The organism is Catenuloplanes japonicus (assembly GCF_000717135.1).
GTDB classification, from domain to species: Bacteria; Actinomycetota; Actinomycetes; order Mycobacteriales; family Micromonosporaceae; genus Catenuloplanes; species Catenuloplanes japonicus.
This window is the reverse complement of the sequence record NZ_JNXY01000028.1, coordinates 1-22,039: the sequence shown is the minus strand read 5'-3', so window position 1 is coordinate 22,039 and position 22,039 is coordinate 1. Positions and strand designations below refer to the sequence as shown.

Annotated in this window: 16 protein-coding genes; 8 read left to right on the top strand and 8 right to left on the bottom strand. The window is 71.3% G+C overall.

What is annotated here, in order from left to right:
- The first annotated feature begins 1 nt into the window (after window position 1).
- The 6 genes from OP04_RS33805 to OP04_RS33780 are packed head-to-tail and all read left to right on the top strand — an operon-like array spanning window position 2 to window position 6,564.
- Complete coding sequence (locus OP04_RS33805) at window positions 2–1,057, top strand: alpha/beta hydrolase (protein WP_232323836.1); 1,056 nt, start codon at window positions 2–4, stop codon at window positions 1,055–1,057.
- Window positions 1,047–2,507, top strand: a complete 1,461-nt coding sequence (locus OP04_RS33800) for an NDP-hexose 2,3-dehydratase family protein (RefSeq protein WP_051799496.1) — start codon at window positions 1,047–1,049, stop codon at window positions 2,505–2,507. Before OP04_RS33805 ends, OP04_RS33800 begins: the two co-directional genes overlap by 11 nt.
- Window positions 2,504–3,457, top strand: coding sequence for a Gfo/Idh/MocA family protein (locus OP04_RS33795; RefSeq protein WP_033344077.1), 954 nt, complete (start codon window positions 2,504–2,506; stop codon window positions 3,455–3,457). The genes OP04_RS33800 and OP04_RS33795 overlap by 4 nt, the downstream gene beginning before the upstream one ends.
- Window positions 3,454–4,599 carry a DegT/DnrJ/EryC1/StrS family aminotransferase gene (locus OP04_RS33790; protein ID WP_033344001.1) on the top strand — a complete coding sequence of 382 codons (1,146 nt, stop codon included), beginning with the start codon at window positions 3,454–3,456 and terminating at the stop codon, window positions 4,597–4,599. Before OP04_RS33795 ends, OP04_RS33790 begins: the two co-directional genes overlap by 4 nt.
- Entirely contained in the window at window positions 4,589–5,884 is a 1,296-nt protein-coding gene (gene rfbH / locus OP04_RS33785) for a lipopolysaccharide biosynthesis protein RfbH (RefSeq protein WP_033344000.1), read from the top strand. Before OP04_RS33790 ends, rfbH begins: the two co-directional genes overlap by 11 nt.
- A complete protein-coding gene (locus OP04_RS33780; RefSeq protein WP_063746735.1) occupies window positions 5,884–6,564 on the top strand; it encodes a dTDP-4-dehydrorhamnose 3,5-epimerase family protein in 681 nt (226 codons plus the stop codon). The genes rfbH and OP04_RS33780 overlap by 1 nt, the downstream gene beginning before the upstream one ends.
- Here OP04_RS33780 and OP04_RS33775 read toward each other — a convergent pair.
- Window positions 6,457–6,762, bottom strand: coding sequence for a hypothetical protein (locus tag OP04_RS33775; protein WP_033343999.1), 306 nt, complete (start codon window positions 6,760–6,762; stop codon window positions 6,457–6,459). The two genes, OP04_RS33780 and OP04_RS33775, sit on opposite strands and share 108 nt — an antisense overlap.
- Window positions 6,763–7,020: 258 nt before the next feature.
- On the opposite strand from OP04_RS33775, the gene OP04_RS33770 reads away from it, so the two are divergent.
- Window positions 7,021–8,556, top strand: coding sequence for an RtcB family protein (locus OP04_RS33770; protein ID WP_051799495.1), 1,536 nt, complete (start codon window positions 7,021–7,023; stop codon window positions 8,554–8,556).
- A 638-nt stretch (window positions 8,557–9,194) separates the two neighbouring features.
- Here the strand turns inward: OP04_RS33770 and OP04_RS33765 are convergent.
- The 6 genes from OP04_RS33765 to OP04_RS33740 form a co-directional block, all read right to left on the bottom strand.
- Window positions 9,195–10,853, bottom strand: coding sequence for a dipeptide ABC transporter ATP-binding protein (locus OP04_RS33765; RefSeq protein ID WP_033343998.1), 1,659 nt, complete (start codon window positions 10,851–10,853; stop codon window positions 9,195–9,197).
- A complete protein-coding gene (locus OP04_RS33760; protein WP_198154063.1) occupies window positions 10,846–11,871 on the bottom strand; it encodes an ABC transporter permease in 1,026 nt (341 codons plus the stop codon). Before OP04_RS33760 ends, OP04_RS33765 begins: the two co-directional genes overlap by 8 nt.
- Complete coding sequence (locus tag OP04_RS33755; protein ID WP_033343997.1) at window positions 11,872–12,954, bottom strand: ABC transporter permease; 1,083 nt, start codon at window positions 12,952–12,954, stop codon at window positions 11,872–11,874. It abuts the gene before it with no gap.
- Entirely contained in the window at window positions 12,954–14,579 is a 1,626-nt protein-coding gene (locus OP04_RS33750) for an ABC transporter substrate-binding protein (protein ID WP_051799494.1), read from the bottom strand. Before OP04_RS33750 ends, OP04_RS33755 begins: the two co-directional genes overlap by 1 nt.
- Before the next feature lie 176 nt (window positions 14,580–14,755).
- Complete coding sequence (locus tag OP04_RS54930; protein WP_232323835.1) at window positions 14,756–16,774, bottom strand: S8 family serine peptidase; 2,019 nt, start codon at window positions 16,772–16,774, stop codon at window positions 14,756–14,758.
- An 82-nt stretch (window positions 16,775–16,856) separates the two neighbouring features.
- Window positions 16,857–19,781 (bottom strand): AfsR/SARP family transcriptional regulator, encoded by a 2,925-nt coding sequence (locus OP04_RS33740; protein WP_033343996.1) that lies wholly within the window; start codon window positions 19,779–19,781, stop codon window positions 16,857–16,859.
- 135 nt (window positions 19,782–19,916) lie between these two features.
- On the opposite strand from OP04_RS33740, the gene OP04_RS33735 reads away from it, so the two are divergent.
- Entirely contained in the window at window positions 19,917–20,390 is a 474-nt protein-coding gene (locus OP04_RS33735; RefSeq protein ID WP_033343995.1) for a hypothetical protein, read from the top strand.
- Between the two features lie 43 nt (window positions 20,391–20,433).
- Here OP04_RS33735 and OP04_RS33730 read toward each other — a convergent pair.
- A partial coding sequence (locus OP04_RS33730; protein WP_033343994.1) for a potassium transporter Kup occupies window positions 20,434–22,039 on the bottom strand: 1,606 nt, incomplete at its 5' end.

Genomic DNA, 22,039 nt, shown 5'->3' with positions numbered 1-22,039 from the left:
GATGCCCGCGAGGTTCGACGGCGCCGTGGTGGACCGGGTGCCGTTCCGGACCTCGGACGGCACGGATCTGGGACTGTGCCGGATCAGCCGCGAGCCGGGCCGGCCCGCCGTCCTGCTCGTGCACGGCCACACCGTGTCCAGCGAGATCTTCACGCTGCCCGAGATCCGCAACCTGGTCGACGTGCTGCTCGACGCCGGCTACGAGCCGTGGCTGCTGGACTGGCGGGGCAGCAGCCGCCTGCCGTACAACGAGGGGCGGGTGCGGTACTCCTACGACGACGTGTCGCTCTACGACCTGCCCGAGGCCGCGGCGTACATCCGGGGGCAGATCGGCGACCGCAAACTGTTCGTGGTCGCACACTGCGTCGGCGCGATGGCGCTGTCCATGTCGCTGGCCGCCGGGCTCATCCCCGGGCTGGCCGGCGTGGTGGCGCACGGCGTGTTCCTGACGCCGAAGGTGACCTGGACGGTCCGGCTCCGCTCGCACCTCGGCGGGGAACTGCTGCGGTCGCGGTTCACGCACGTGCCGGTGGACATCAAGAAGGTCGGGCTGCGGTCGCGGTACACGCCGATCTTCGGGCTGGCGTCGCTGGGCGCGGACTGCCCGGACCCGACCTGCCAGATGCTGCACAACTCCGCCTGGGCGACCGGCGCCTCGCTGTTCGAGCACGACAAGCTGGACAAGCGCACGCACGACCGGCTGTCCGAGCTGTTCGGGTCCGTACCCACGTGGATCTTGCCGCACATGCGCCGCAACGAGCTGGCCCACTCCGTGATGCGCTGGAACAACCGCGACCGCCGCTACGCCCGGCTGCCGGAGAACGCACTGGAGAGCGCGCACCGCATCGACACGCCGGTGCTGCTGATGTCCGGCAGCAAGAACAAGATCTGGCAGGACTCCAACCGGTTGTGCCACGACCTCCTGTCCCGCCGGCAGCCGCAGCTGGACGTGCGATACACCGAGATACCGGGGTACGGGCACATGGACGCCTTCATCGGCCGTGGCGCCGCGCTGGACGTGTTCGGGCGGATCATCGACTTCCTCGATGAGCACTGAGGCCGCGATGACCCAGCTCCTGCGCACCTTCGAGCTCGTCGACTCGGTCCGCATCGCGCAGTCCGCGCTCACCCCGAGCGGCGTGATCGGGCTGCCGGACTTCCACCGCTGGTTCGCGCGGCGCCGCGACCGGGAGGCCATGGACGTCCGCCGGATCGCGTTCGACGAGATGCGGCTATGGTCCACCGACGCGGGCACCGGCAACCTGGTCCACGACAGCGGCAAGTTCTTCTCCGTCCAGGGGCTGTCCGTCGAGGTCTCGGCCGGGCCGGTCAAGCAGTGGTCGCAGCCGATCCTCAACCAGCCCGAGGTCGGCATCCTCGGCATCCTGGTCAAGGAGATCGGCGGCGTCCTGCACTGCCTGATGCAGGCCAAGGCCGAGCCGGGCAACACGGACCTGGTGCAGCTGTCGCCGACCGTGCAGGCGACCCGCAGCAACTACACCGGCGTGCACCGCGGCAAGGCGGTGCCGTACCTGGAGTACTTCCGCGACACCGCCCACCGCCGGGTGCTGGCCGACGTGCTGCAGTCCGAGCAGGGCTCCTGGTTCTACCGCAAGCGGAACCGGAACATGATCGTCGAGGTCACCGACGACATCGAGGTGCTCGACGGGTTCTGCTGGGTCACCGTGGGCCAGCTGCACAGCCTGCTGGGCGAGCACGACCTGGTCAACATGGACGCCCGTACGGTGCTGTCCTGCCTGCCGTTCTCGTCCGCGGGCATCGCCTCGACCTCCACGTCCGGTGCGGACGACTTCGAGACCGCGGTGATGCGCTCGTTCAGCGAGGACTACGGCAGCCTGCACAGCGCCGGCGACGTGCTCAGCTGGATCACGGACGCCAGGACCGAGAACACGGTACGGACCACGCCCACCCCGCTCGCCGAGACCACGCGGTGGCACCGGTCGGACGACGCGATCGGCCACGAGTCCGGCCTGTTCTTCCAGATCGTGGCCGTGGACGTGCGCGCCGGCAACCGCGAGGTCGGCGGCTGGACCCAGCCGATGATCCGGCCGTGCGGCACCGGGCTGATCGCGTTCCTCGTCAAACGCGTCGCCGGCGTGCTGCACGTGCTGGTCAACGCGCGCGTCGAGCCCGGCTACCTGGACATCATCGAGCTGGCACCGACGGTGCAGTGCGATCCGCGCAACTACACGGAGGAGGCGCGGCCGCGGTTCCTGGACGACGTCGAGAACGCGCCCGCCTCGGCGATCCGGTTCGACACGATCCTGTCCGAGGAGGGCGGCCGGTTCTACCACGCGCAGAACCGGTACCTGGTGGTCGAGGTCGACGCCGGCGCGCACGTGCAGGTCCCGTCCGACTTCCGCTGGCTGACCGTGCACCAGCTGACCGCGCTGATCCGGCACAGCCACTACGTGAACGTGCAGGCGCGCAGCCTGGTCGCCTGCCTGCACAGCCTGTCGTGCAGCCGTCCCGGGGCCGCGCGATGAGGCTCGGCGTGCTCGGGTGCGCGGACATCGCGGCCCGGCGGATCCTGCCGGCGGTGGCGGCGGAGCCCTCGCTGCGTACCGTCGCGGTCGGAAGCCGGTCCGTCGCGCGGGCCCGCGAGTTCGCCCGGCGCTTCGACTGCGACGCCGTGCACGGCTACCAGGCCGTGCTGGACCGCGACGACGTGGACGCGGTCTATGTTCCGCTGCCGGCGGCCCTGCACGCGGAGTGGATCGAGCGCGCGCTGCTGGCCGGCAAACACGTGCTGGCCGAGAAGCCGTTCACCACGGACGCGGCGACCACGGAGAAGCTGGTCGCGCTGGCCCGGTCGTCCGGGCTGGTGGTGGCCGAGAACTTCATGTTCCTGCGGCACAGTGCGCACGCGGCCGTGGCGGCGGCGCTCGCGGCCGGGGAGATCGGCGCGCTGCGGTCGATGACGGCCACGTTCACCATCCCGCGCCGGGAGCCCGGTGACATCCGGCTGAATCGTGAGCTCGGCGGCGGGGCTCTGCTGGACGTCGGGTCGTACCCGCTGCGGGTGGCTCATCTGCTCCTGGGACCGGATCTGGTGGTCGCCGGCGCGGTGTTGCGCCACGACCCCGCGCACGGCGTCGATGTCGGCGGGAGCGCGCTGCTGTACCGGCGGGACGGCGTCACCGCGCTGCTGTCGTTCGGGCTCGACGACGTCTACACCTGCGAGTACGAGCTGTGCGGCGCGACCGGGCGGATGCTGCTCCGGCGCGCGTTCACGCCGCCCGCGGACCATCGGCCGGTGCTGCGGATCGTGCGCGCGGACGGCGTGGAGGAACGGCTGCTGCCCGCGGACGACCAGGTCGCGAACACGCTGCGCGCCTTCGTGGCGGCCGTGCGCGACGGCACCACGGACGACACGATCGTGCGCCAGGCCGCGCTGCTCGACAGCGTTCGTACCGATGCGAGGAGGACATCGTGATCAACGTCTTTCAGCCGAGTCTCGGCAAGGAGGAGCTCGACGCGCTGGCCGAGGTGTTCGCCAGCAACTGGCTCGGGCACGGGCCGCGGACCGAGGCGTTCGAGAAGGCGTGGGCCGTGCACCTCGGCGTCGACCCGGACCACGTCGTGTTCATCAACTCCGCGACCGCGGGCCTGTTCCTCGCGTCCGAGCTGCTCGAACTCGGCCCGGCCGACGACGTGGTGCTGCCGTCGGCCAGCTTCGTCGCGGCCGCCAACGCGATCGCCGCGACCGGCGCCCGGCCCGTCTTCTGCGACGTGGACCCGCGCACGCTCAACCCGTCGCGCGCGGACGTGGAACGCGCGCTGACGCCGCGCACGAAGGCGGTGTCGCTGCTGCACTACGCCGGCTACCCGGGCGACGTGGTCGCGATCGCGGAGCTGTGCCGGGAACGCGGCATCACGCTGATCGAGGACTCCGCCTGCGCGCCCGCGTCCGCCGTGGGGGACCGGGCGTGCGGCACGTTCGGCGACATCGCGATGTGGAGCTTCGACGCGATGAAGATCCTCGTCACCGGCGACGGCGGCATGCTGTACGTGCGCGATCCGGACCTGGCCCGGCGGGCCCGCGCGCTGGCCTATCACGGCCTGCGGCAGTCCAGCGGCTTCACCGCGGCCCGGGTCAGCCACCGGTGGTGGGACCTGGACGTCCAGGAGTTCGGCCGCCGGATCGTCGGCAACGACGTGACCGCCGCGCTCGGCCTGGTCCAGCTGCGCCGGCTGCCGGAATTCGTCGCCCGCCGGGCGGAGATCACGCGACGGTACGACACGGAACTGTCCGGCGTGGACGGTCTGACGCTGCCGCCGCCGCTGCCCGCTGGGCACCGGTCCTCGTACTACTTCTACTGGATCCAGATGCCGGCCGGGATCCGCGACCGGGTCGCCGCCGGCCTGCTGGAACGGGGCGTCTACACGACGTTGCGGTACCCGCCGCTGCACCGCGTGCCCGCGTACCGGGCGCGGCACGACCTGCCCGGCACCGACCTCGCCGCGGGGACCACGCTGCTGCTCCCGCTGCATCAGGGCCTCAAGGACGGCGACGTCGACCAGGTCATCAGGGACACGCGCGACGTCGTCGGAGAGGCAGGCACCGATGTCCGGTAAGGACGAGATCCTCAAGCTGGTCGCCGAGTACCACCACAGCCGCGAGCCGAGACCGTTCGTCCCCGGCGAGACGCCGCTGCTGGCGTCCGGCGCCGTGCTCGACGAGACGGACCGGGTCGCGCTGGTCGAGGCCGCGCTGGACCTGCGCATCGCGGCCGGCGTCAGCTCCCGCCGGTTCGAGCGCGAGTTCAGCGCGTACTACGGCGTGCGCAAGGCCCACCTGACGAACTCCGGCTCGTCGGCGAACCTGGTCGCGCTGAGCGCGCTCACCTCACCGCAGCTGGAGGAGCGGCGGCTGCGGCCCGGCGACGAGGTGATCACGGTGGCGGCCGGGTTCCCCACCACGGTCAACCCGATCCTGCAGAACGGCCTCGTCCCGGTGTTCGTCGACATCGAGCTCGGCACGTACAACACCACGCCGGACCGGGTCGCCGCCGCCATCGGGCCCCGGACCAGGGCGATCATGATGGCCCACTCGCTCGGCAACCCGTTCGCGGTCCGGGAGATCGCGGACCTCGCGGCGCAGCACGACCTGTTCCTGATCGAGGACAACTGCGACGCGGTGGGCTCCCGGTACGACGGCGAGCTGGTCGGCACGTTCGGCGACCTGGCCACGGTCAGCTTCTACCCCGCCCACCACCTCACCATGGGCGAGGGCGGCTGCGTGCTGACCGACAACCTCACGCTGGCGCGGCTCGTCGAGTCGATGCGGGACTGGGGCCGTGACTGCTGGTGCGAGCCCGGCGAGGACAACCGGTGCTTCAAACGCTTCGACCACCAACTGGGTACGCTGCCGCACGGCTACGACCACAAGTACATCTTCTCCCACGTCGGCTACAACCTGAAGTCGACGGACCTGCAGGCCGCGCTGGGCCTGGCGCAGCTGCAGCGGATCGAGGACTTCGGCGTGGCACGGCGCCGCAACTGGAAACTGCTGCGTGCGGGCCTGGACGAGCTGCCCGGCCTGCTGCTGCCCGAACCGACGCCCGGATCGGACCCGAGCTGGTTCGGCTTCGTGCTCACGGTGCTGCCCGGGGCCGGCTTCACCCGGCAGGAGCTGGTCGCGTTCCTGGAGGGCCGGCGGATCGCCACCCGGCGGTTCTTCGGCGGGAACCTCACCAGGCACCCGGCGTACCAGGACGTGCACTACCGCGTGCACGGCGACCTGACCAACAGCGATGTCGTCACGGAGGACACGTTCTGGATCGGCGTCTACCCCGGCCTCACCGAGGAGATGATCGGCTACATGGTCGACTCGATCACCGAGTTCGTCCGGGCCCGCTGATGCGCATCACGGAGACGGCCGTGCCGGGCGCGTTCGTCCTCACCCCGCACCACATCGTGGACGCGCGCGGCGCGTTCTACGAGTCGTTCCGGGTGGAGTCGCTGGAGGCCGCGATCGGCACGCCGTTCCGGCCGGAGCAGGTCAACTTCTCCGTCTCGGCGGCGAACACGCTGCGGGGGCTGCACGGCGTGGCCGTACCCCCTGGGCAGGCGAAGCTCGTCACCTGCGTGCGCGGTGCGCTGCGCGACATGGTGGTGGACCTGCGCGTCGGCTCGCCCACGTTCGGCGTCTTCGCCGGCACGCTGCTGGAGGCCGGCACGGGCACGTCCGTCTACATCCCGCCGGGGGTGATGCACGGCTTCCTCGCGCTGACGGACGACACGTGCATCAGCTACGTGCTCTCCACCGCCCACGTTCCCGGCACGCAGATCGACATCAACCCGCTCGACCCGGCGCTCGGCCTCCCGTGGGGTTTCACCAGCCCGCCGCTGATGTCCGACAAGGACACCCACGCGCCGGACGTGGCCACCGCGCTCGCCGCGGGGCTGCTCGCCCGCTGGGACGAGGTCTCGTCAGCGGCGCAGCTCGACGCGGCGGCCCATGCCGAAGTCCGCGGCCTTGTCGTCGGTGACGCGGGCGAACACGCCGGAGGGCACGCCGTCCAGCGCCGCGACACGTGAGGCGACCTCGATCAGGCGAGGCTCCCGGGCGCCCGCGATGAAGAAGATGCAGACGTCGTTCCACGGCTCGGCGTCGTCGAAGACCTCGATCACGCCCTCCTCGTCCAGCTCGTAGAGGAAGTCCTCCACCCGCTCGACCCATGCGGGGGAGCGGTCACCGGGCGCGAGCGGGACGTGGATCTCGACGTGTTGTGCCATGCGGACAGGATGCCAGGTGCCCGCGGACGTCCCGGTCAGGGGCTGAGTCGTCCGTGAGGACCGGCGCCCCGGCCGTCAACCATCGCGCGGATCGGCGGGCGGAAATCGGTTGTGGCGATGTTTATGCTGGTCGAAGACCTCGCGGCTGCTGAACCGTCAGGCACCACAACACGCATGCAAAACCGGATTCGCGTACGCCGAAAGCGTGCGCCGGTGCTGCGTACCCACGTTTCAGCAGTTGAACGAAAGGTTTTCTCGATGTCTGTCTCGCATCGGCCGGACCCTCGCCTGGTCCGGCTCGACGACAACTGGCTCTCGCTGCCCAACCCGGATGACGTGCCCGTCGAGATCTGCGCCGGTCCGGACGTGCCGCTGGAGACCGCGGCCGTCGACGAGCTGCTCACCGTGCTGGAGACCGCCGGCACGCTGCGCACGCTCGCGGCCGCGACGCCCGGCCTGGAGATCACGCCGCGCATCGATCGGGTGGTCTGCACGCCCGACTTCCACAAGGGGGCCGGCATCCCGATCGGCACGGTGATCCGTACGGTCGGTGCGCTGGTCCCGGCCGCGGTCGGCAACGACATCAACTGCGGCATGCGGGTCGAGGTGACCGGGCTGACCGTGGACCGGGTGCGCCCGCACCTGGACTCCCTGGAGCGTCGGCTGCGGCACCTGTTCTTCGAGGGCGGGCGGCGCATCGGGCTGACCTCGGGACAACGCGAAGGGCTGCTGCGGTACGGGCTGCCCGGCCTGCTCGGCGACGGCGTGCCCGCGGAGTCCGAGGGCGCGTGGTCGCAGGTCCGGCCGGACGACGTGCAGGATCTGGACGGGCGGCTGCACGCGACCGGATTCCCGGTGGAGTCCGCGGCCGGGTTCGAGGACTGGATCGCCAGCGGCGGCGGCGTCAGCTACGACAGCATCATCGGCAGCGTCGGCGGCGGCAACCACTTCGCCGAGCTGCAGTACGTCTCCGCCGTGCACGACGGCGCGGCCGCGCACGCCTGGGGTCTCGCGCCGGGGCGGGTCGTGCTGATGGTGCACAGCGGCTCGCTGTCGCTCGGGCACCAGGCCGGCGCGATCGGCCGCGACCAGGCGCGGGCGGCCTGGCCTCGCGGAGTGCCGATGCCGGCGAACGGGATCCTGCCGATGCTGCTCGGGGAGGTGTCCGCGGCGCGGCGGGAGCGCTACCTGACCGCGTTCGCGAACGCGGCCAACTTCGCGATCGGGAACCGGTTCTTCCTGGCGATGATGATGCGGGCCGGGCTCGCGGCCACGGCCGGCGAGGTCGGCGCCCGGTTGATCTACGACGCGCCGCACAACCTGCTGTGGCCGTCGTCGTCCGGCGACGGGACGGTGCTGCACCGCAAGGGCGCGACCCCGGCGGGTGGTCTTGTCGATCACCCGGATCGCGGGCCGGAGCTGTGGGGCGAGCCGGTGATCGTGCCGGGGTCGATGGGCGCGCCCAGCTATCTGCTGCGCGGGCTCGGTGCGGAGCGTGCGCTGGGCAGCGCCTGCCACGGCGCCGGTCGCCGGGTGCCGCGTGGTGCGGCGGCCCGGGGGAGTGACCGGGAACTGGACGCTTTCCTGCGCGACTTCCGCGTGGTGACGCCGCTGGATCACCGCGACCCCGCGGTGTCCGCACGCCGCGACATCATCGACGCGTGGCGCCGCGACCTGAAGCAGGAGGCCCCCTGGGCCTACAAGGACGTGGCACCGGTAGTCGGCAGCCTGCGCGGCGCGCAGGTCGCCGAGCCGGTGGTCGAGCTGCAGCCGCTGCTGACGGTCAAGGGCTGACCAGCGACGCGCGGTGGCGGATCCGTAGCTACGGATCCGCCACCGCCTTCGGTCGCGGCCTGTTCGCCACCGCCCTTGGTAGCGGCCTGTCCGTCACCGCCCTTGGTCGCGGCCTGGTAGCGGGTCCGCGTCCAGCGCGCGGCGCGGTGGTGGCGAGGGAACGGGCGCATCGCGCCCGAAATTTCGATAAATAGTGGCTCTTGTGGCCCCGTTAGAAGCCGCAAGCTCCTGCCGATCGCTATCCTCATCGCCCCGCGGCAGTACGGGCTTTGGCGCTGAGCCGAGAGCCCTGTCGAAAGGATCATTGACCGATGCGAAAGGTAGGTCAACAGCGCTGATGGATCTACCTTCTGTATCGGTCAATGATCCTTTCGGCTTTTGTGGCTGTCCGCGGTGGTGCTGGTGCCGGTCGGGGGCATGAGCCCTGGATGCTTTATGGCGATATTTCGGGTGCGGAGCGCCCGAACAGCGCGTATCCGGCCAGGGCGAGCGCTACGAGCGCCCGGATCAGGGCGCCTTTCCCGGTCCGCAGCGGGAATCTGGCGGTTCGTGGTGACCGGCCACGGATCCGCGGCCGCGGGAGCGCGCGGAACGGGACCATGCTGGAAGCGGGAGATGGATTGTGGCTTTTGGGGGTTTCAGACGGGGGCGGTGGTACGGGCGGCGCGGCGGGTGGCCTGGAGGGTGGGGTCCGGGACTGGGACGGCGGCCAGGAGGCGGGTCGTGTAGGGGTGAGCCGGGCGGTGCAGAACCTGCGGGGTCGGGCCGGATTCGACGGCCTCGCCGCGGTGCAGGACGACGACGCGGCTCGCGACGCGTTCGATGACGGCGAGGTCGTGGCTGATGAACAGCGCGGCGAAGCCCATGTCGCGGTGCAGGCGCAGGATCAGGTCGAGGACGGTGGCCTGGACGGAGACGTCGAGGGCGGAGGTGGGTTCGTCCGCGATGAGCAGGCGGGGGTCGAGGGCGATGGCGCGGGCTACGCTGGCCCGCTGGCGCTGGCCGCCGCTGAGTTCGTGCGGGTAGCGGCGGGCGAAGGCGGCGGGGAGGGCCACGTGGTCGAGGAGTTCGGCGATGCGGGTGGCGGTCTGGCGTTTGCCGAGGTCGGGGCGGTGGACCAGGAACGGTTCGGCCAGTGAGTCGCCGATGGTGAGCTGCGGGTTGAAGCTGGTGGCGGGGTCCTGGAAGACGAAGCCGATCTGGGCGCTGACCGTGAGGGAGCGGCGGTGGCGGTGGCCGTCGATACGTTCGCCGAGGACGGTCAGGGTGCCGCCGGTGACGCGGGTGAGGCCGGCGACGGCACGGCCGATGGTGGTCTTGCCGGAGCCGCTCTCGCCGACCAGTCCTACCACCTCGCCGGCGTCGATGCGCAGGTCGACGTCGTGGACGGCGCGGAAGGACGGGCGGCCGAGGCGGCCGGGGAAGGTCACGTCGAGACGGCGGGCGTCGACGACGGCGTCCGGGGAGGGCTCACGCGCATCGGCTGGCGACATCTCCCGAGCGCCGCCGGCGCCCCCGAGTTGCGGGATCGCGGCCAGCAGTTCCCGCGTGTACGCGTGCTTCGGCGACGCGAACAGGGCCAGGGCCGGGGCCTGCTCGACCAGCACGCCCTGGCGCATGACCGCGACCCGGTCCGCGATGTCCGCGACCACGCCCATGTTGTGGGTGATCATGAGGATCGCGGTGCCGTGGGTGGCGCGCACGGTGCGGAGCAGGTCGAGGATCTCGGCCTGGACGGTCACGTCGAGTGCGCTGGTGGGCTCGTCCGCTACCAGCAGGCCGGGTTCGAGCGCGAGCGCGGCCGCGATCATGATGCGTTGCTTCTGGCCGCCGGAGAACTGGTGCGGATAGTGGTCGACGCGCACGTTCGGCTCGGGGATGCCGACGTCGGCCAGTGCTTCCACGGCCCGTGCGCGGCGGGCCTTGCGACCGGGGACGCCGTGTGCGCGCAGGCCCTCGGCGATCTGCCAGCCGACGGAGTAGACCGGGTTGAGTGCGGTCGACGGTTCCTGGAAGATCATCGCGGCCCGGCTGCCGCGTAGGGCGCGCAGGGTGGACGGGCCGGCGGTGAGCATGTCGTCGCCGCCGAGGTCGACGCGGCCGGTGGCGCGGGCGGTCTCCGGGAGCAGGCCGAGGATGGACCGGGCGGTGATCGTCTTGCCGCTGCCGCTCTCGCCGACCAGCGCGACGACCTCGCCGGGCGCGATGGACAGGTCGACGCCGCGGACCGCGTGGACCTCGCCGTGGTCGGTGTCGAGGCGGACGTGCAGGTCCGAGATGGTCAGCAGCTCACTCATCACGCGTCCCATCCGCAGAGCCACCGGAGACGCCGGGCGCACCGGAAATATCGGATCCGCCCGAAATGCCGGCCGTGCCCGAAGGGTCAGAAACAGCCGCAACGCCGGCAGCATCGGCAGCGCCGCCCGAAGCAGCCGCCGCCCGCCGCCGCAGACGTGGATCCGCCAGGTCGTTGAGGCTCTCGCCCAGCAGCGTGATTCCGAGAACCGTCAGCACGATCGCGGTGCCGGGGAAGATCGACGTCCACCAGATGCCGGCGGTCACGTCCGGCATGGACTTGTTCAGGTCGTAGCCCCACTCCGCCGCCGAGTTCGGCTCGATGCCGAAGCCGAGGAAGCCGAGCGCGGCCAGCGTCAGGATCGCCTCGGACGCGTTGATCGTGATGATCAGCGGGAGCGTGCGGGTCGAGTTGCGGAGCACGTGCCGGGTGAGGATCCGGACCGTGCCGGTGCCGATCACCCGCGCCGCCTCGACGAACGGCTCCGCCTTGATCCGCACCACCTCCGCGCGCACCACCCGCAGATATTGCGGGATGAAGACCACGCTGACCGCGATCGCGGCGGACGTCAGCCCGGCGAACAGCCCGGACCGCCCCTGGCTGATCACGATGGAGACGACGATCGCGAGCAGCAGCGACGGGAACGCGTACATGGCGTCCGCGAGCCCGGTCAGCAGTTGGTCGAGCCGGCCGCCGAAGTAGCCGGAGATCAGCCCGAGCAGTACGCCGAGCACGATCGACACGACCACGGCCATGACGATGATCTCCAGCGCGGTCCTGGTGCCCCAGATCGTGCGGGAGAGCACGTCGTAGCCGGTCACCGTGGTGCCGAGCGGATGCTCCGCGCTCGGTGGCCGCTGCGAGCCGAACAGGCCGTCCGCGTCGCCGAGCTGGTTGAAGTCGTAGGGGGCGAGCAGCGGCGCGAGCAGCGACACCAGCACGAAGAGCGCGGTCAGCGCGGTGCCGGTGAGCAGCATGAACCGTTGCACGCCGCGGCCGTAGCGGAAGATCGCGAACATCTAGTACCTGACCCGGGGATCGATGAACGCGGCCACCACGTCGACGATGAAGTTCGTGACGGCGACGACCACGGCGAACACCATGACCAGCGCCTGGACGGCCACGAAGTCGCGCACGGTCAGGTAGTGGGCGAGCTGGTAGCCGAGGCCGCGCCACTCGAACGTGGTCTCGGTCAGCACCGCGCCGCCGAGCAGGCCGGCGACCTGCAGCCCGAGCACCGTGATGATCGGGATGAGCGCGGGGCGGGTGGCGTGCCGGTTGGCCAGCCGGGTCTCGCCGACGCCGCGGGACCGGGCCGCGTCGACGTAGCCGGCGGAGAGCGTGCCGATCAGGTTGGTCCGGACCAGGCGCAGGACCACGCCGCCGACGAGCAGGCCGAGCGCGACGCTGGGCAGCACGGCGTGGCTGAGCACGTCGAGGACCGCGCCGCCGTCGCCGCTGCGCAGCGCGTCGATCAGGTAGATGCCGGTGACGCTGGTCCGGTTCTGCAGGAACAGCTGGGTGGACGTGCCGGCGCGGCCCGCGACGGGCAGCCAGCCGAGCCACACCGCGAAGATCAACTTCAGGATCAAACCCACGAAGAAGACCGGCATCGCGTACGCCAGGATGCCGCCGAACCTCAGTAGTGCGTCCGGGATCCGATCGCGGTGCCGGGCCGCGAGACGCCCCAGCGGAATGCCGACCAGCAGCGCCACCAGCAGTGCGTACGCGGTGAGCTCGATCGTCGCCGCCCCGTACGTGCCGAGCAGCTCCGTGATCGAGCGGTTGTCCGTCGCGGTCCGCCCGAGGTCGCCGGTGACGGTGTCGCGCAGGAAGTCGCCGTACTGCACGAGCAGCGGCCGGTCGTACCCCGCCTGATGCAGTCGCTCCTGGAGCTGCTGCGGCGTCAACCGGTCGGCGAGCGCGCTGCTGATCGGGTCACCGGTCAGTCGCATCAGGAAGAACACGACCGTGACCAGGAAGAACACGGTCGGGAAGATCAGCAGGAAGCGGACCAGGAGGTATCGGCCGAGCCCGCCGCCACCCGTCTTGGGGGTGGCGGCGGGGTCCTGCTCCGGCCCGAGTTCGACGAGCGCGGTCATCAGCTCTTGGTCAGCTCGTACCAGCGGAACTCGTAGGAGCTGTCCAGCTCCTCCGGCACGCCGCTGACGCTGGTCCGGGTGACGATCGCGAGCGAGCCCTGCAGCAGCGGCAGGATCGGCACCTGCTTGGCGACCTCGTCCTGGATCTGGGTGAGCAGCTGGAGGCGGGCGGCCGCGTCCGGCTCGGTCTGCTCCTTCGCGATCAGGCCGATGACCGTGGGGTCCTCGTACCCGTTGGCGATGAAGTTGTCCTTGTTGAAGAACGAGCCGACGTAGTTGTCCGCGTCCAGGTAGTCGGCGTACCAGCCGAGCTGGTAGGCCGGGTACTGGTCGGCGACGCGCTCCTTGCCGTAGGACGCCCACTCCGAGGACTGCAGGTCGACCTTGAACAGGCCACCGGCCTCGAGCTGCGTCTTGACCAGCGCGTACTCGTCCTCGGAGGAGGAGCCGTAGTGGTCGGAGTTGTACTGCAGGTGCAGCGCGACCGGGGTGGTGACGCCGGCGGCCTTGAGGAACTCGGTCGCGGCCGCCGCGTCCGGCCCGCCCTGCCTGTTGCCGTAGAGCGGCTTCAGCGACTCGGCCGCGCCGGTGATGCCCTCCGGCACGTACGAGTAGAGGGGCTTGAACGTGTCCTTGTAAACCTGCGAAGCGAGCTGTGCCCGGTCGATCAGGCTGGCCGCCGCCTTCCGGACCGCGAGCGCCTTGGCCGCGTCCGCGTCCGGCGTCTTGGAGCCGAACGGCTGCGTCCTCAGGTTGAACACGATGTAGCGGATGCCGTTGCCGGACCCGGTGTGCACCTTGACGTCGCTCTTGGTGCCGAGATCCTGCAGGTCCGGGATGGTGAGCGTGCGGTAGACCGCGTCGATGTTGCCCTGCTGCACGTCGAGCTTGAGGTTGCTGGCGTCCGTGTAGTACTTCAGCGTGATCTGCTTCGACTTCGGCACGTAGAGGCCCTGGTAGCCCGGGTTCGCGCTGAACGAGGCCAGCGAGTTCTTCGCGTAGCTGTCCACGGCGAACGGGCCGCTCCACGGCTTGGCCGCGACGATCGCGTCGTCGTCGAGGATCTTGTCGGCCGGGAACACCTCCTCGTCCGCGATGTAGCCGGCCGCGGTGGTCAGCACCTGCGGGAACAGCACGTCGTTGGCGGACTTGAGCGTGAACTTCACGGTCACGTCGTCGACGACCGCGGTCGAGGTCAGGTTGTAGAGCATCGAGGACGGCCCGTTCTCGTCCGCGATGCCGAGCTGCCGGTCGAAGCTGAACTTCACGTCCGACGCGGTCAGCTTGTGCCCGTTGACGAACGTCAGGCCGGGCTTGAGCGTCGCCGTGTACTCCGTCGGGCCGCTCAGCGCGACGGTCGCCAGGTTCGGCTTGACCTCGGTGGAGCCGTAGGTGGTGGCGACCAGCGTGGAGTAGACCTCCCGCTCGATCGTGTTCGAGCCCGCGTCCCAGGCACCGGCCGGGTCGAGGCTGGCGACCTGGTCGGTGGTGCCGATCGTGATGGCGGCGCTCGCGTCGCCGTCGCCGCCCTCGGTGGTGGAGCTGGTGCACGCGGTCGTGAGCACGCCGGCGGCGAGGATGGCCGCGGCCGGGCGCCAATATCTGATCCGGAAGAGCGGAGGCATGGTTGCACCCTTCTTCGCCGAGAAGTCAGAGAATCTTGGTGGTGGACGCTATCACCGACTGTCGATCTCTACAGTGGATCGCGTCTTTCCAATCCTGTTACAAACTTTGATCTCTGTCGACATCGGCGTCCGGGCATCCCGGCCGTGGTATGGAATCGGGATGCCCGGCGGTGGGGTCAGCCGACGGTCAGCACCTCGTAGGAGAACTCGGTGCCCGGGATCGGCTCGTACGCGCCGGTGATCAGCGGGAGCGCGGCGTCGTCCGGCACCCGGATCATGGCGCCGGTGTCCCAGGACTGGAAGCCGAGGAACCCGTTGCCGTAGTTGTAGTAGAAGAACTGCTGCGGGTCGCCGATCGTGGTGGCGTCGGGCAGCAACTGCCGGTCACGGCCGAGCGCGGTGACGTACTGGCGGTTCAGGTGCGAGCGGAACACGATCAGGTCGCCGCCCATGTCCAGCATGTCGAACTTCTCCGCGTTCGTCGCCGTCGCCGCCGTGTTGCTCGCGACCAGCGGGCCCGCGTTCGGCGTGGTGACCCGCTTGTTGTTCGCGTGCGCGCGGAGCACCACGACCGCGGAGGGCGAGGCCCAGATGAACTTCTCCGGGCCGCCGATCGCGGTCGCGGTGGCGGTCAGCGGGCCGTTGCCGCCGTCCGGGGCCGTGACGTACTTCCCGGTCAGCTTCGACCGCAGGCTGACCGTGCCGTCGCCGTTCATGGCCGGAGCGAACCGCTCGGCGTCGGTGATCGTGGCGCCGCTCGCCAGCAGCGGCCCGGTGGCCGTCGCGCTGAGGTACCTGCCGTTGACCCAGGACCCGAACGCGTAGTAGCCGTCACCGGCCGCGGACAGCGTGAACTTCTCCTGGTCACCCATGGTGGCGGGCGCGGAGACCGGCTGCACCGGTGTGGTGCCGGCCGCGCCGACCGAGATGTTCTTCCCGTTGGTCAGCGACCGGAGGCCGGCCACCTGCGGGACCGCGTGCGTGCCGATGCGCAGCATCACGTCCGTGGTACCGGGGTAGGCCGCCACGTTGCGCACCACCCGCCGGGTGCCGCCGAAGACCAGGGAGTTGCGCACCTGGGCCGGTGTCAGCGCCGGGTCGGCCGAGAGCGCCAGCGCGGCCGCGCCCGCGACGTGGGGGCTCGCCATCGAGGTGCCGCTCATGTTCCCGATCGCGGTGTCGCTGCTCCGGATCGACGACGGAATGCTGTGGCCGGGCGCGAAGATGTCCACGCAGCCTCCCCAGTTGGAGAAGGACGCGCGGAAGTCGACCTCGTCCGTGGCGCCCACGGTGATCGCGTTCGGGGCGTGCGCCGGCGACTTCTCGCAGGCGTCGAGGTGGTTGTTGCCGGCCGACACCGCGTAGGTCAGGCCGGAGGCGATCGACCGCTCCACCGCGGCGTCGATCGCGGCGCTGACGTCGCCGCCGAGGCTCATGTTCACCACGGCCGGCTTGACCGCGTTCGCCGTGACCCAGTCGATGCCCGCGATGACGGTCGCGTTGTCGGACAGGTTCGCGCAGTCGAGCACGCGCACGGAGACCAGCCTGACCTCCTTCGCGACGCCGTAGTTCGTGCCGCCGATGATGCCGGCCACATGGGTGCCGTGCCCGGCGCAGTCGTCCGCGACCCGGTCGTTGTCGACGAAGTCGTATCCGTGGCTCGCCCGGCCGCCGAACTCCGCGTGCGAGATCCGGACGCCGCTGTCGATCACGTAGGCGCGGACGTTGCTCGCCGTGTTCGGATACGTGAAGCGCTTGTTCATCGGCGCGAAGATCTGATCAACCCGATCAAGACCCCACGAGGGTACGTTGAGCTGCGTCGCATCCGCGTCCGCGGAGACCCGGCGGTTCTGCTCGACGGAGGCCACCTCGGGGCTGCCGGCCAGCTTCCCGGCCTGCGCCGCGCTCATCGTGACGGCGAACCCACGGACGGCGCTCCGGTACGTGTGCGTGACCGTGCCGCCATAGGTGACGGCCAGCGTCTTCACGCGTGCGTCGACAGGGGTCGCTGAGTCCTTCAGCACGACGATGTAACTGTCCTTGATCGCGCTGTAGTCGCTGGTGAACCGGGTGGCCGGAGCCTCCCGGTCGTCCTGCGGGCCCGCGGAGGCGGACCCCGGCGCGGCGACGATGACGGTGGCCGCCACCGCGATCCCGGCCAGCACCGAACGACCGGCTCGGTGGAGTTCGAACACGCTGACTCCCGTGTGTGGTGAAGCCCGCCGCGGGGCGCGGCGTACGCGTGCCATCCTCGCGTACCACCACAGTGGATGATCATCAGTCCCGGCCGTTGGCACGTAATGGGGAGATGCCCAGATCGGTGCAGATCCGTCGGGCGCGCTCTCCGTGATCATGAGCGGCAGGGCGATCTCCGGCCGCCGCGTGCGCGGCCGCCAGCCCGTCGTGCGCGCGGGCCTGCTCATAGCGGTTGCCGGACTCGACCGCCAGCGCCAGCGCGGCCGTGTGGTGGTCGCGGGCCTCCGGCCACGCACCGGTCGCCAGCAGCGTGCGGCCGAGGCCGTTGCGCGCGGCCGCCTCGCCGAGACGCGTGCCGGCCCGCCGGTGCAGGGCCAGCGCCTGCCGGTGGTGATCCGCCGCCCGGTCCAGCTCCCCGCGGCGCTGGAACACCTCGCCGAGATGGTGCAGCGTGGTGGCCTCGCCGCCCTGGTAGCCGTGCCGCCGGTACAGCGCGAGCGCGCCCGTGAAGTGCGCGGCCGCGAGGTCCAGGTCACCCCGGCCGGCCGCGACCCGGCCGAGCGTGGACAGCGCGTCCGCCTCACCGTCGCCCTTGCCGGCCGCCCGGAACAGCTCCAGCGCGAGGCCGGCGTGCTCGGCCGCCTCCGCGTGCCGGCCCAGCGTCGCCTCGACCGAGCCGATGCCGTTGCGGGCGTGCGCCTCACCGATGCTGTTGCCGGCCCGGCGGTAGAGCGGCAGCGCCTCCCGGTGGTGCGCGACCGCCTCGGTGAACTCGCTGACCTCCCGGTGCACGGCGCCGAGGTTCGACAGCGCGTCCGCCTCACCGGCCAGGTCACCGAGCGCGCGGAACAGCGCCACCGCCTCGCGGTAGTGCAGCGTGGCGGTGCGGTGCTGGGCCTGCCACCAGTACACGGCCGCCAGGTTGTTCAGCGCGCGGGCCTCGCCGAGCCGGTCGCCGCAGGCCCGCGCCGCCCGGTGCGCCGCGGTGTGCACGGCGAGCGCCTCGGTGTGGTGGCCGCCGATGTCCAGGTCGCGGAACAGCGTGGTGGCGAGCCGGACCGCGTGCGCGGGCCGGTCGTGCGCGGCCGCGAACGCGCACACCGCGACGAGCACCTGCCGTTCGGCGTCCAGCCAGGCACGGGCGTCGCCGGTGCGCGCGAACGGCACGCCCGGCGGCTCCACCCGGGGACGCTTGTGCTTCTCGGCCGGGTGCAGCGCGTCCATCGCGGCCGCGGCCGTGGACAGATAGTGGTCGAGCAGCCGGGTCACGGCCGCGGTGTCCTCAGTGGCGGAGAGCTCCATCGCGTACGCCCGCAGCAGGTCATGGAACGCGAACCGGCGCACCCCCGCGTGGTGGATCAGGTGCGCGCGGGCCAGCACGGCACACCACCGCGCGGCCTCGTCCACGCCGGAACCGGCCAGCGCCGCGAGCGCGGACGCGTCGAAGTCCGGGCCCGGATGCAGCCCCAGCAGCCGGAACGCGCGCGCGGCCGCGGCCGGCAACCGCTGGTACGACCAGGAGAACACCGTGCGCACCGCGGTCCGGGCCTCGCCGGTCGCGTCCAGCAGGTCGAGCCGCCGGCGCCGGTCGTCGAGGTCGCGGGTCAGGTCCGCGAGACCGACGCCGGGCTGGGCCGCGGCCAGCTCGGCGGCGACGCGCAACGCCAGCGGCAGCAGCGCGCACTGGGCCGCCAGCGTGACGGCCGCGACCGGGTCTGCGTCGACGCGCGCGCCGATCAGCCGGCGCAGCAGCGTGACGGCCTCGGCCGCGGGCAGCGGGCTCAGCTCCAGGCGGCGCGCGCCGTCCAGCGCGACCAGCCCGGTCAGCGCGTCGCGGCTGGTGACCACCGCGACGCAGCCCGGGGCGCCGGGCAGCAGCGGGCGGACCTGGTCGACGCCGCCGGCGTTGTCCAGCACCAGCAGCACGCGCCGATGGGCCAGCGCGGTGCGGAACCGGGCCGCCCGCTCGTCCAGGCCGGGCGGGATGTCCTGCGCGGACACGCCGAGCGCGCGCAGGAAGCCGGCGAGCACGTCCGTGGCCGGGACCGGGCGCTCCGGGTCGTACCCCCGCAGGTTGATGTAGAGCTGCCCGTCGGGGAACCGGCCGGCGACCCGGTGTGCCCACTGCACGGCCAGCGCGGTCTTGCCGACCCCGGCCGTGCCGGACACCACGATCACGCCGTCCGTGCCGAACGACGCAAGCTCGGTCTCGCGGCCGGTGAAACCGGCGACCGCCAGCGGGAGCTGCGCCGGGACGGCCGCGCGGACCTCGACCGCGGCCTCACCGGTCAGCAGCCGCTGGTGCAGCGCGCGCAACGCCGGGCCGGGGTCGACGCCGAGCTCGTCGGCGAGCCGGACCCGCACGCGCCGGTAGCAGTCCAGCGCGTCGGCCTGCCGGCCGCACCGGTAGAGCGCGAGCATCAGCTGACCGGCCAGTCGTTCGTCGAGCGGCGCGGCCGCGGCGCGCACGGTCAGGCCGGGCAGGATCTCGTGATGCCGGCCGCGCCGCAGCTCCACGTCGGCGCGGTCCAGCTCGGCCGCGGTCCGGCGGCTCTGCACGGTGTCGCGCACAATGTTGAGCCACGGCGTGTCCAGCGCGCCGAACGCCTCGCCGCGCCACAGCCCGAGGGCGCGGGCGAACAGCGCGACCGCCTCCTCGTCCGCGGCCGCGCGGGCCCGCGCGGTCAGGTCGTCGAACAGGTGCAGGTCGACCGCGGACGAGGCCACGGTGAGCTGGTAGCCGGTCGGGCGGCGGGTCAGCGACACGTCCGCGCTCGGGGCCAGCACCTGCCGGATCCGGGACACGTAGTTGTAGAGCGCGCCCCGGGCCCGCTGCGGCGGCCGGTCGGCCCAGACGCGGTCGACGAGCTGATCGGCGGAGACCACGCGGTTCGCGTCGATCAGGAGGGCCAGCAGCACGCACCGCTGCCGCGCGTGCCCGATGTCGACCGTGGACGCGCCGACGCGCACCTCGAGGTCGCCGAGCACCCGGAAATCGACATCCACGAGGGAGATCCTCCCGGTGCCGGGTGCGGTCCGGGCTGCCAGTTACAGAATTTTGACAGTTTTGAATGGGACCGCCCGAGCAGAGTTCGCGGCGGCGGGCACCGGCCCGCCGGACACCGGCTACAGGGGGACCTTATGTTCAGGAAGCTGCTGGGTGGCCTGGCCGCGATGGTGATGACCGCAGGCGTGCTGACCGTGACAGCCGCGCCGGCCTCGGCCGCGGTGATGAGCTGCAACTACGAATCCGGGTACAACGCGTGCCTGACACTCGAGTACGCCGGGAACGCCCGATGGGACGTCACGGTCGGCTACGACCGCCATCTGCCCGCGGACCACGCCGCGTACATCGTCAATACCTGCGGCCTCCAGATCTTCGCGGTGGCCTGGGGCGACGACGGCGGTCACCCGGACGACGACGACCTGGGCTACATCCCGCTCAAGCCCGGCTCGCCGATCGTCACGTCGTTCGGCTTCTCCGCCGAGTTCTTCCGCGCCGCGATGAACCTGAACGAGGACAACGGCACCGACGAGATCTACGCCGAGGTCACCTACTACGACTGCATCCAGCTCGAGTGGGTGACGCACGAGACCGGCGTGATCACGATCTGAGATGGGGGGTGCGCCCCCGCGCGGCCGCTCCGCGCGGGGGTCTTCACACCTCGATGTGCGACCCCATGATCACGGTACGGTCGCGGGGGAGCCGGAAGTACTCGGCCGCGTCCGCCGTGATGTGTGACGTGGCCACGAACAGGCGTTTGCGCCACAGCGCCATCGTCGGCGCGTCGCCGGCCCGCAGCTCGATCTTGGAGAGGAAGTACGACGCCTCGTCGATGTCCAGCCGGCCCTCGGTGGTCCCCGGGTCGAGTATCCGCAGCGCACCCGGCACGTCCGGCCGCTCCATGTAGCCGAAGCGGGCGACCACGTGGAAGATCCCGTCGTGGGCGTAGCCGAGGTCGTCCACGGTGATCCGCTCGTCCGCGGGCACGCGGGGCACCGGCTCGGTCTCTATCGACATGATGATCACGTGCTCGTGCCGGACGTGGTTGTGCTCCACGTTCGCGCGCAGGGCCAGCGGCGCGGTCCGGTTCCCCCGGTTGAGGAACACGGCCGTGCCCGGCACGCGCGGCATCCCCGCGGTATTGGTGCGGATCTCCTCGATGAACTCGCGCAGCGGCCCCTCGATCCGCTCTCGCTCCGCGGTCACCACCTGCCGGCCGCGCTGCCAGGTGGTCATCAGCGTGAACGCGACCAGGCCGATCGCCAGCGGCAGCCAGGCGCCGTGCACCAGCTTGGTCAGGTTCGCGGCCACGAACAGCAGGTCCACGCCGAGCAGCACGAACGCGAGCGCGCCCAGCAGCCACCACGACGTCCCCCACCGGCGGTGCGCCACGTACAGGAACAGCAGCGTGGCGATCGTGATCGTGCCGGTCACGGCCATCCCGAACGCGAACGCCAGCGCGGTCGAGCTCCGGAACGCGAAGACCAGGATCAGGACCGAGAACATCAGGAGCCAGTTGATCCACGGTACGTAGATCTGGCCGATCGACGACTCCGACGTGTGTGCGATGCGTAGTCGTGGCAGGTAGCCGAGCTTTCCGGCCTGCGACGCCACCGAGTACGCCCCGGTGATCACCGCCTGGGCCGCGATCACGGTCGCGGCGGTGGCCAGCAGGACCAGCGTCAGGCGGGCCCAGCCGGGCGCCAGGAGGAAGAACGGGCTGCTGATGTTCGCCGGATCGTCCAGGATCAGTGCGCCCTGACCGAGATAGCTGAGCGTGCTCGCGGGCAGGACCAGGAGCAGCCAGCCGCGGCTGATCGCGCGGCGCCCGAAGTGGCCCATGTCCGCGTAGATCGCCTCCGCGCCGGTCACCGCGAGCACGACGGCGGCCAGCGCGAAGAACGCGATGTGGAAATGCCCGGCCAGGAAGCCGAGCGCGTACGTCGGCGACAGCGCCTTGAGGATCTCCGGGTTGCCGGCGACACCGGTCACGCCGAGCCCGCCGATCACCGTGAACCAGGCGATCATCACGGGGCCGAACACCCGGCCCACAGCCGCGGTGCCGCGCTTCTGCACGGCGAACAGCACGACGATGATGACCGCGGTGATCGGCACGATCAGTGGCTCCAGTGACGGCTGGACGACCTTGAGTCCTTCCACGGCGGAGAGCACGGAGATGGCCGGGGTGATCATGCTGTCGCCGAAGAACAGCGACGCGCCGAAGATGCCGAGCGCGGCCAGGATCAGCGCGGTCTTGCGT

Excerpts from the sequence above, each read along its gene's own strand:
- OP04_RS33805 (WP_232323836.1), top strand. The coding sequence starts at position 2 with ATGCCCGCGAGGTTCGACGGCGCCGTGGTGGACCGGGTGCCGTTCCGG.
- OP04_RS33800 (WP_051799496.1), top strand. The coding sequence starts at position 1,047 with ATGAGCACTGAGGCCGCGATGACCCAGCTCCTGCGCACCTTCGAGCTC.
- OP04_RS33795 (WP_033344077.1), top strand. The coding sequence starts at position 2,504 with ATGAGGCTCGGCGTGCTCGGGTGCGCGGACATCGCGGCCCGGCGGATC.
- rfbH (WP_033344000.1), top strand. The coding sequence starts at position 4,589 with ATGTCCGGTAAGGACGAGATCCTCAAGCTGGTCGCCGAGTACCACCAC.
- OP04_RS33780 (WP_063746735.1), top strand. The coding sequence starts at position 5,884 with ATGCGCATCACGGAGACGGCCGTGCCGGGCGCGTTCGTCCTCACCCCG.
- OP04_RS33775 (WP_033343999.1), bottom strand. The coding sequence starts at position 6,762 with ATGGCACAACACGTCGAGATCCACGTCCCGCTCGCGCCCGGTGACCGC.
- OP04_RS33770 (WP_051799495.1), top strand. The coding sequence starts at position 7,021 with ATGTCTGTCTCGCATCGGCCGGACCCTCGCCTGGTCCGGCTCGACGAC.
- OP04_RS33765 (WP_033343998.1), bottom strand. The coding sequence starts at position 10,853 with ATGAGTGAGCTGCTGACCATCTCGGACCTGCACGTCCGCCTCGACACC.
- OP04_RS33760 (WP_198154063.1), bottom strand. The coding sequence starts at position 11,871 with ATGTTCGCGATCTTCCGCTACGGCCGCGGCGTGCAACGGTTCATGCTG.
- OP04_RS33755 (WP_033343997.1), bottom strand. The coding sequence starts at position 12,954 with ATGACCGCGCTCGTCGAACTCGGGCCGGAGCAGGACCCCGCCGCCACC.
- OP04_RS33750 (WP_051799494.1), bottom strand. The coding sequence starts at position 14,579 with ATGCCTCCGCTCTTCCGGATCAGATATTGGCGCCCGGCCGCGGCCATC.
- OP04_RS33735 (WP_033343995.1), top strand. The coding sequence starts at position 19,917 with ATGTTCAGGAAGCTGCTGGGTGGCCTGGCCGCGATGGTGATGACCGCA.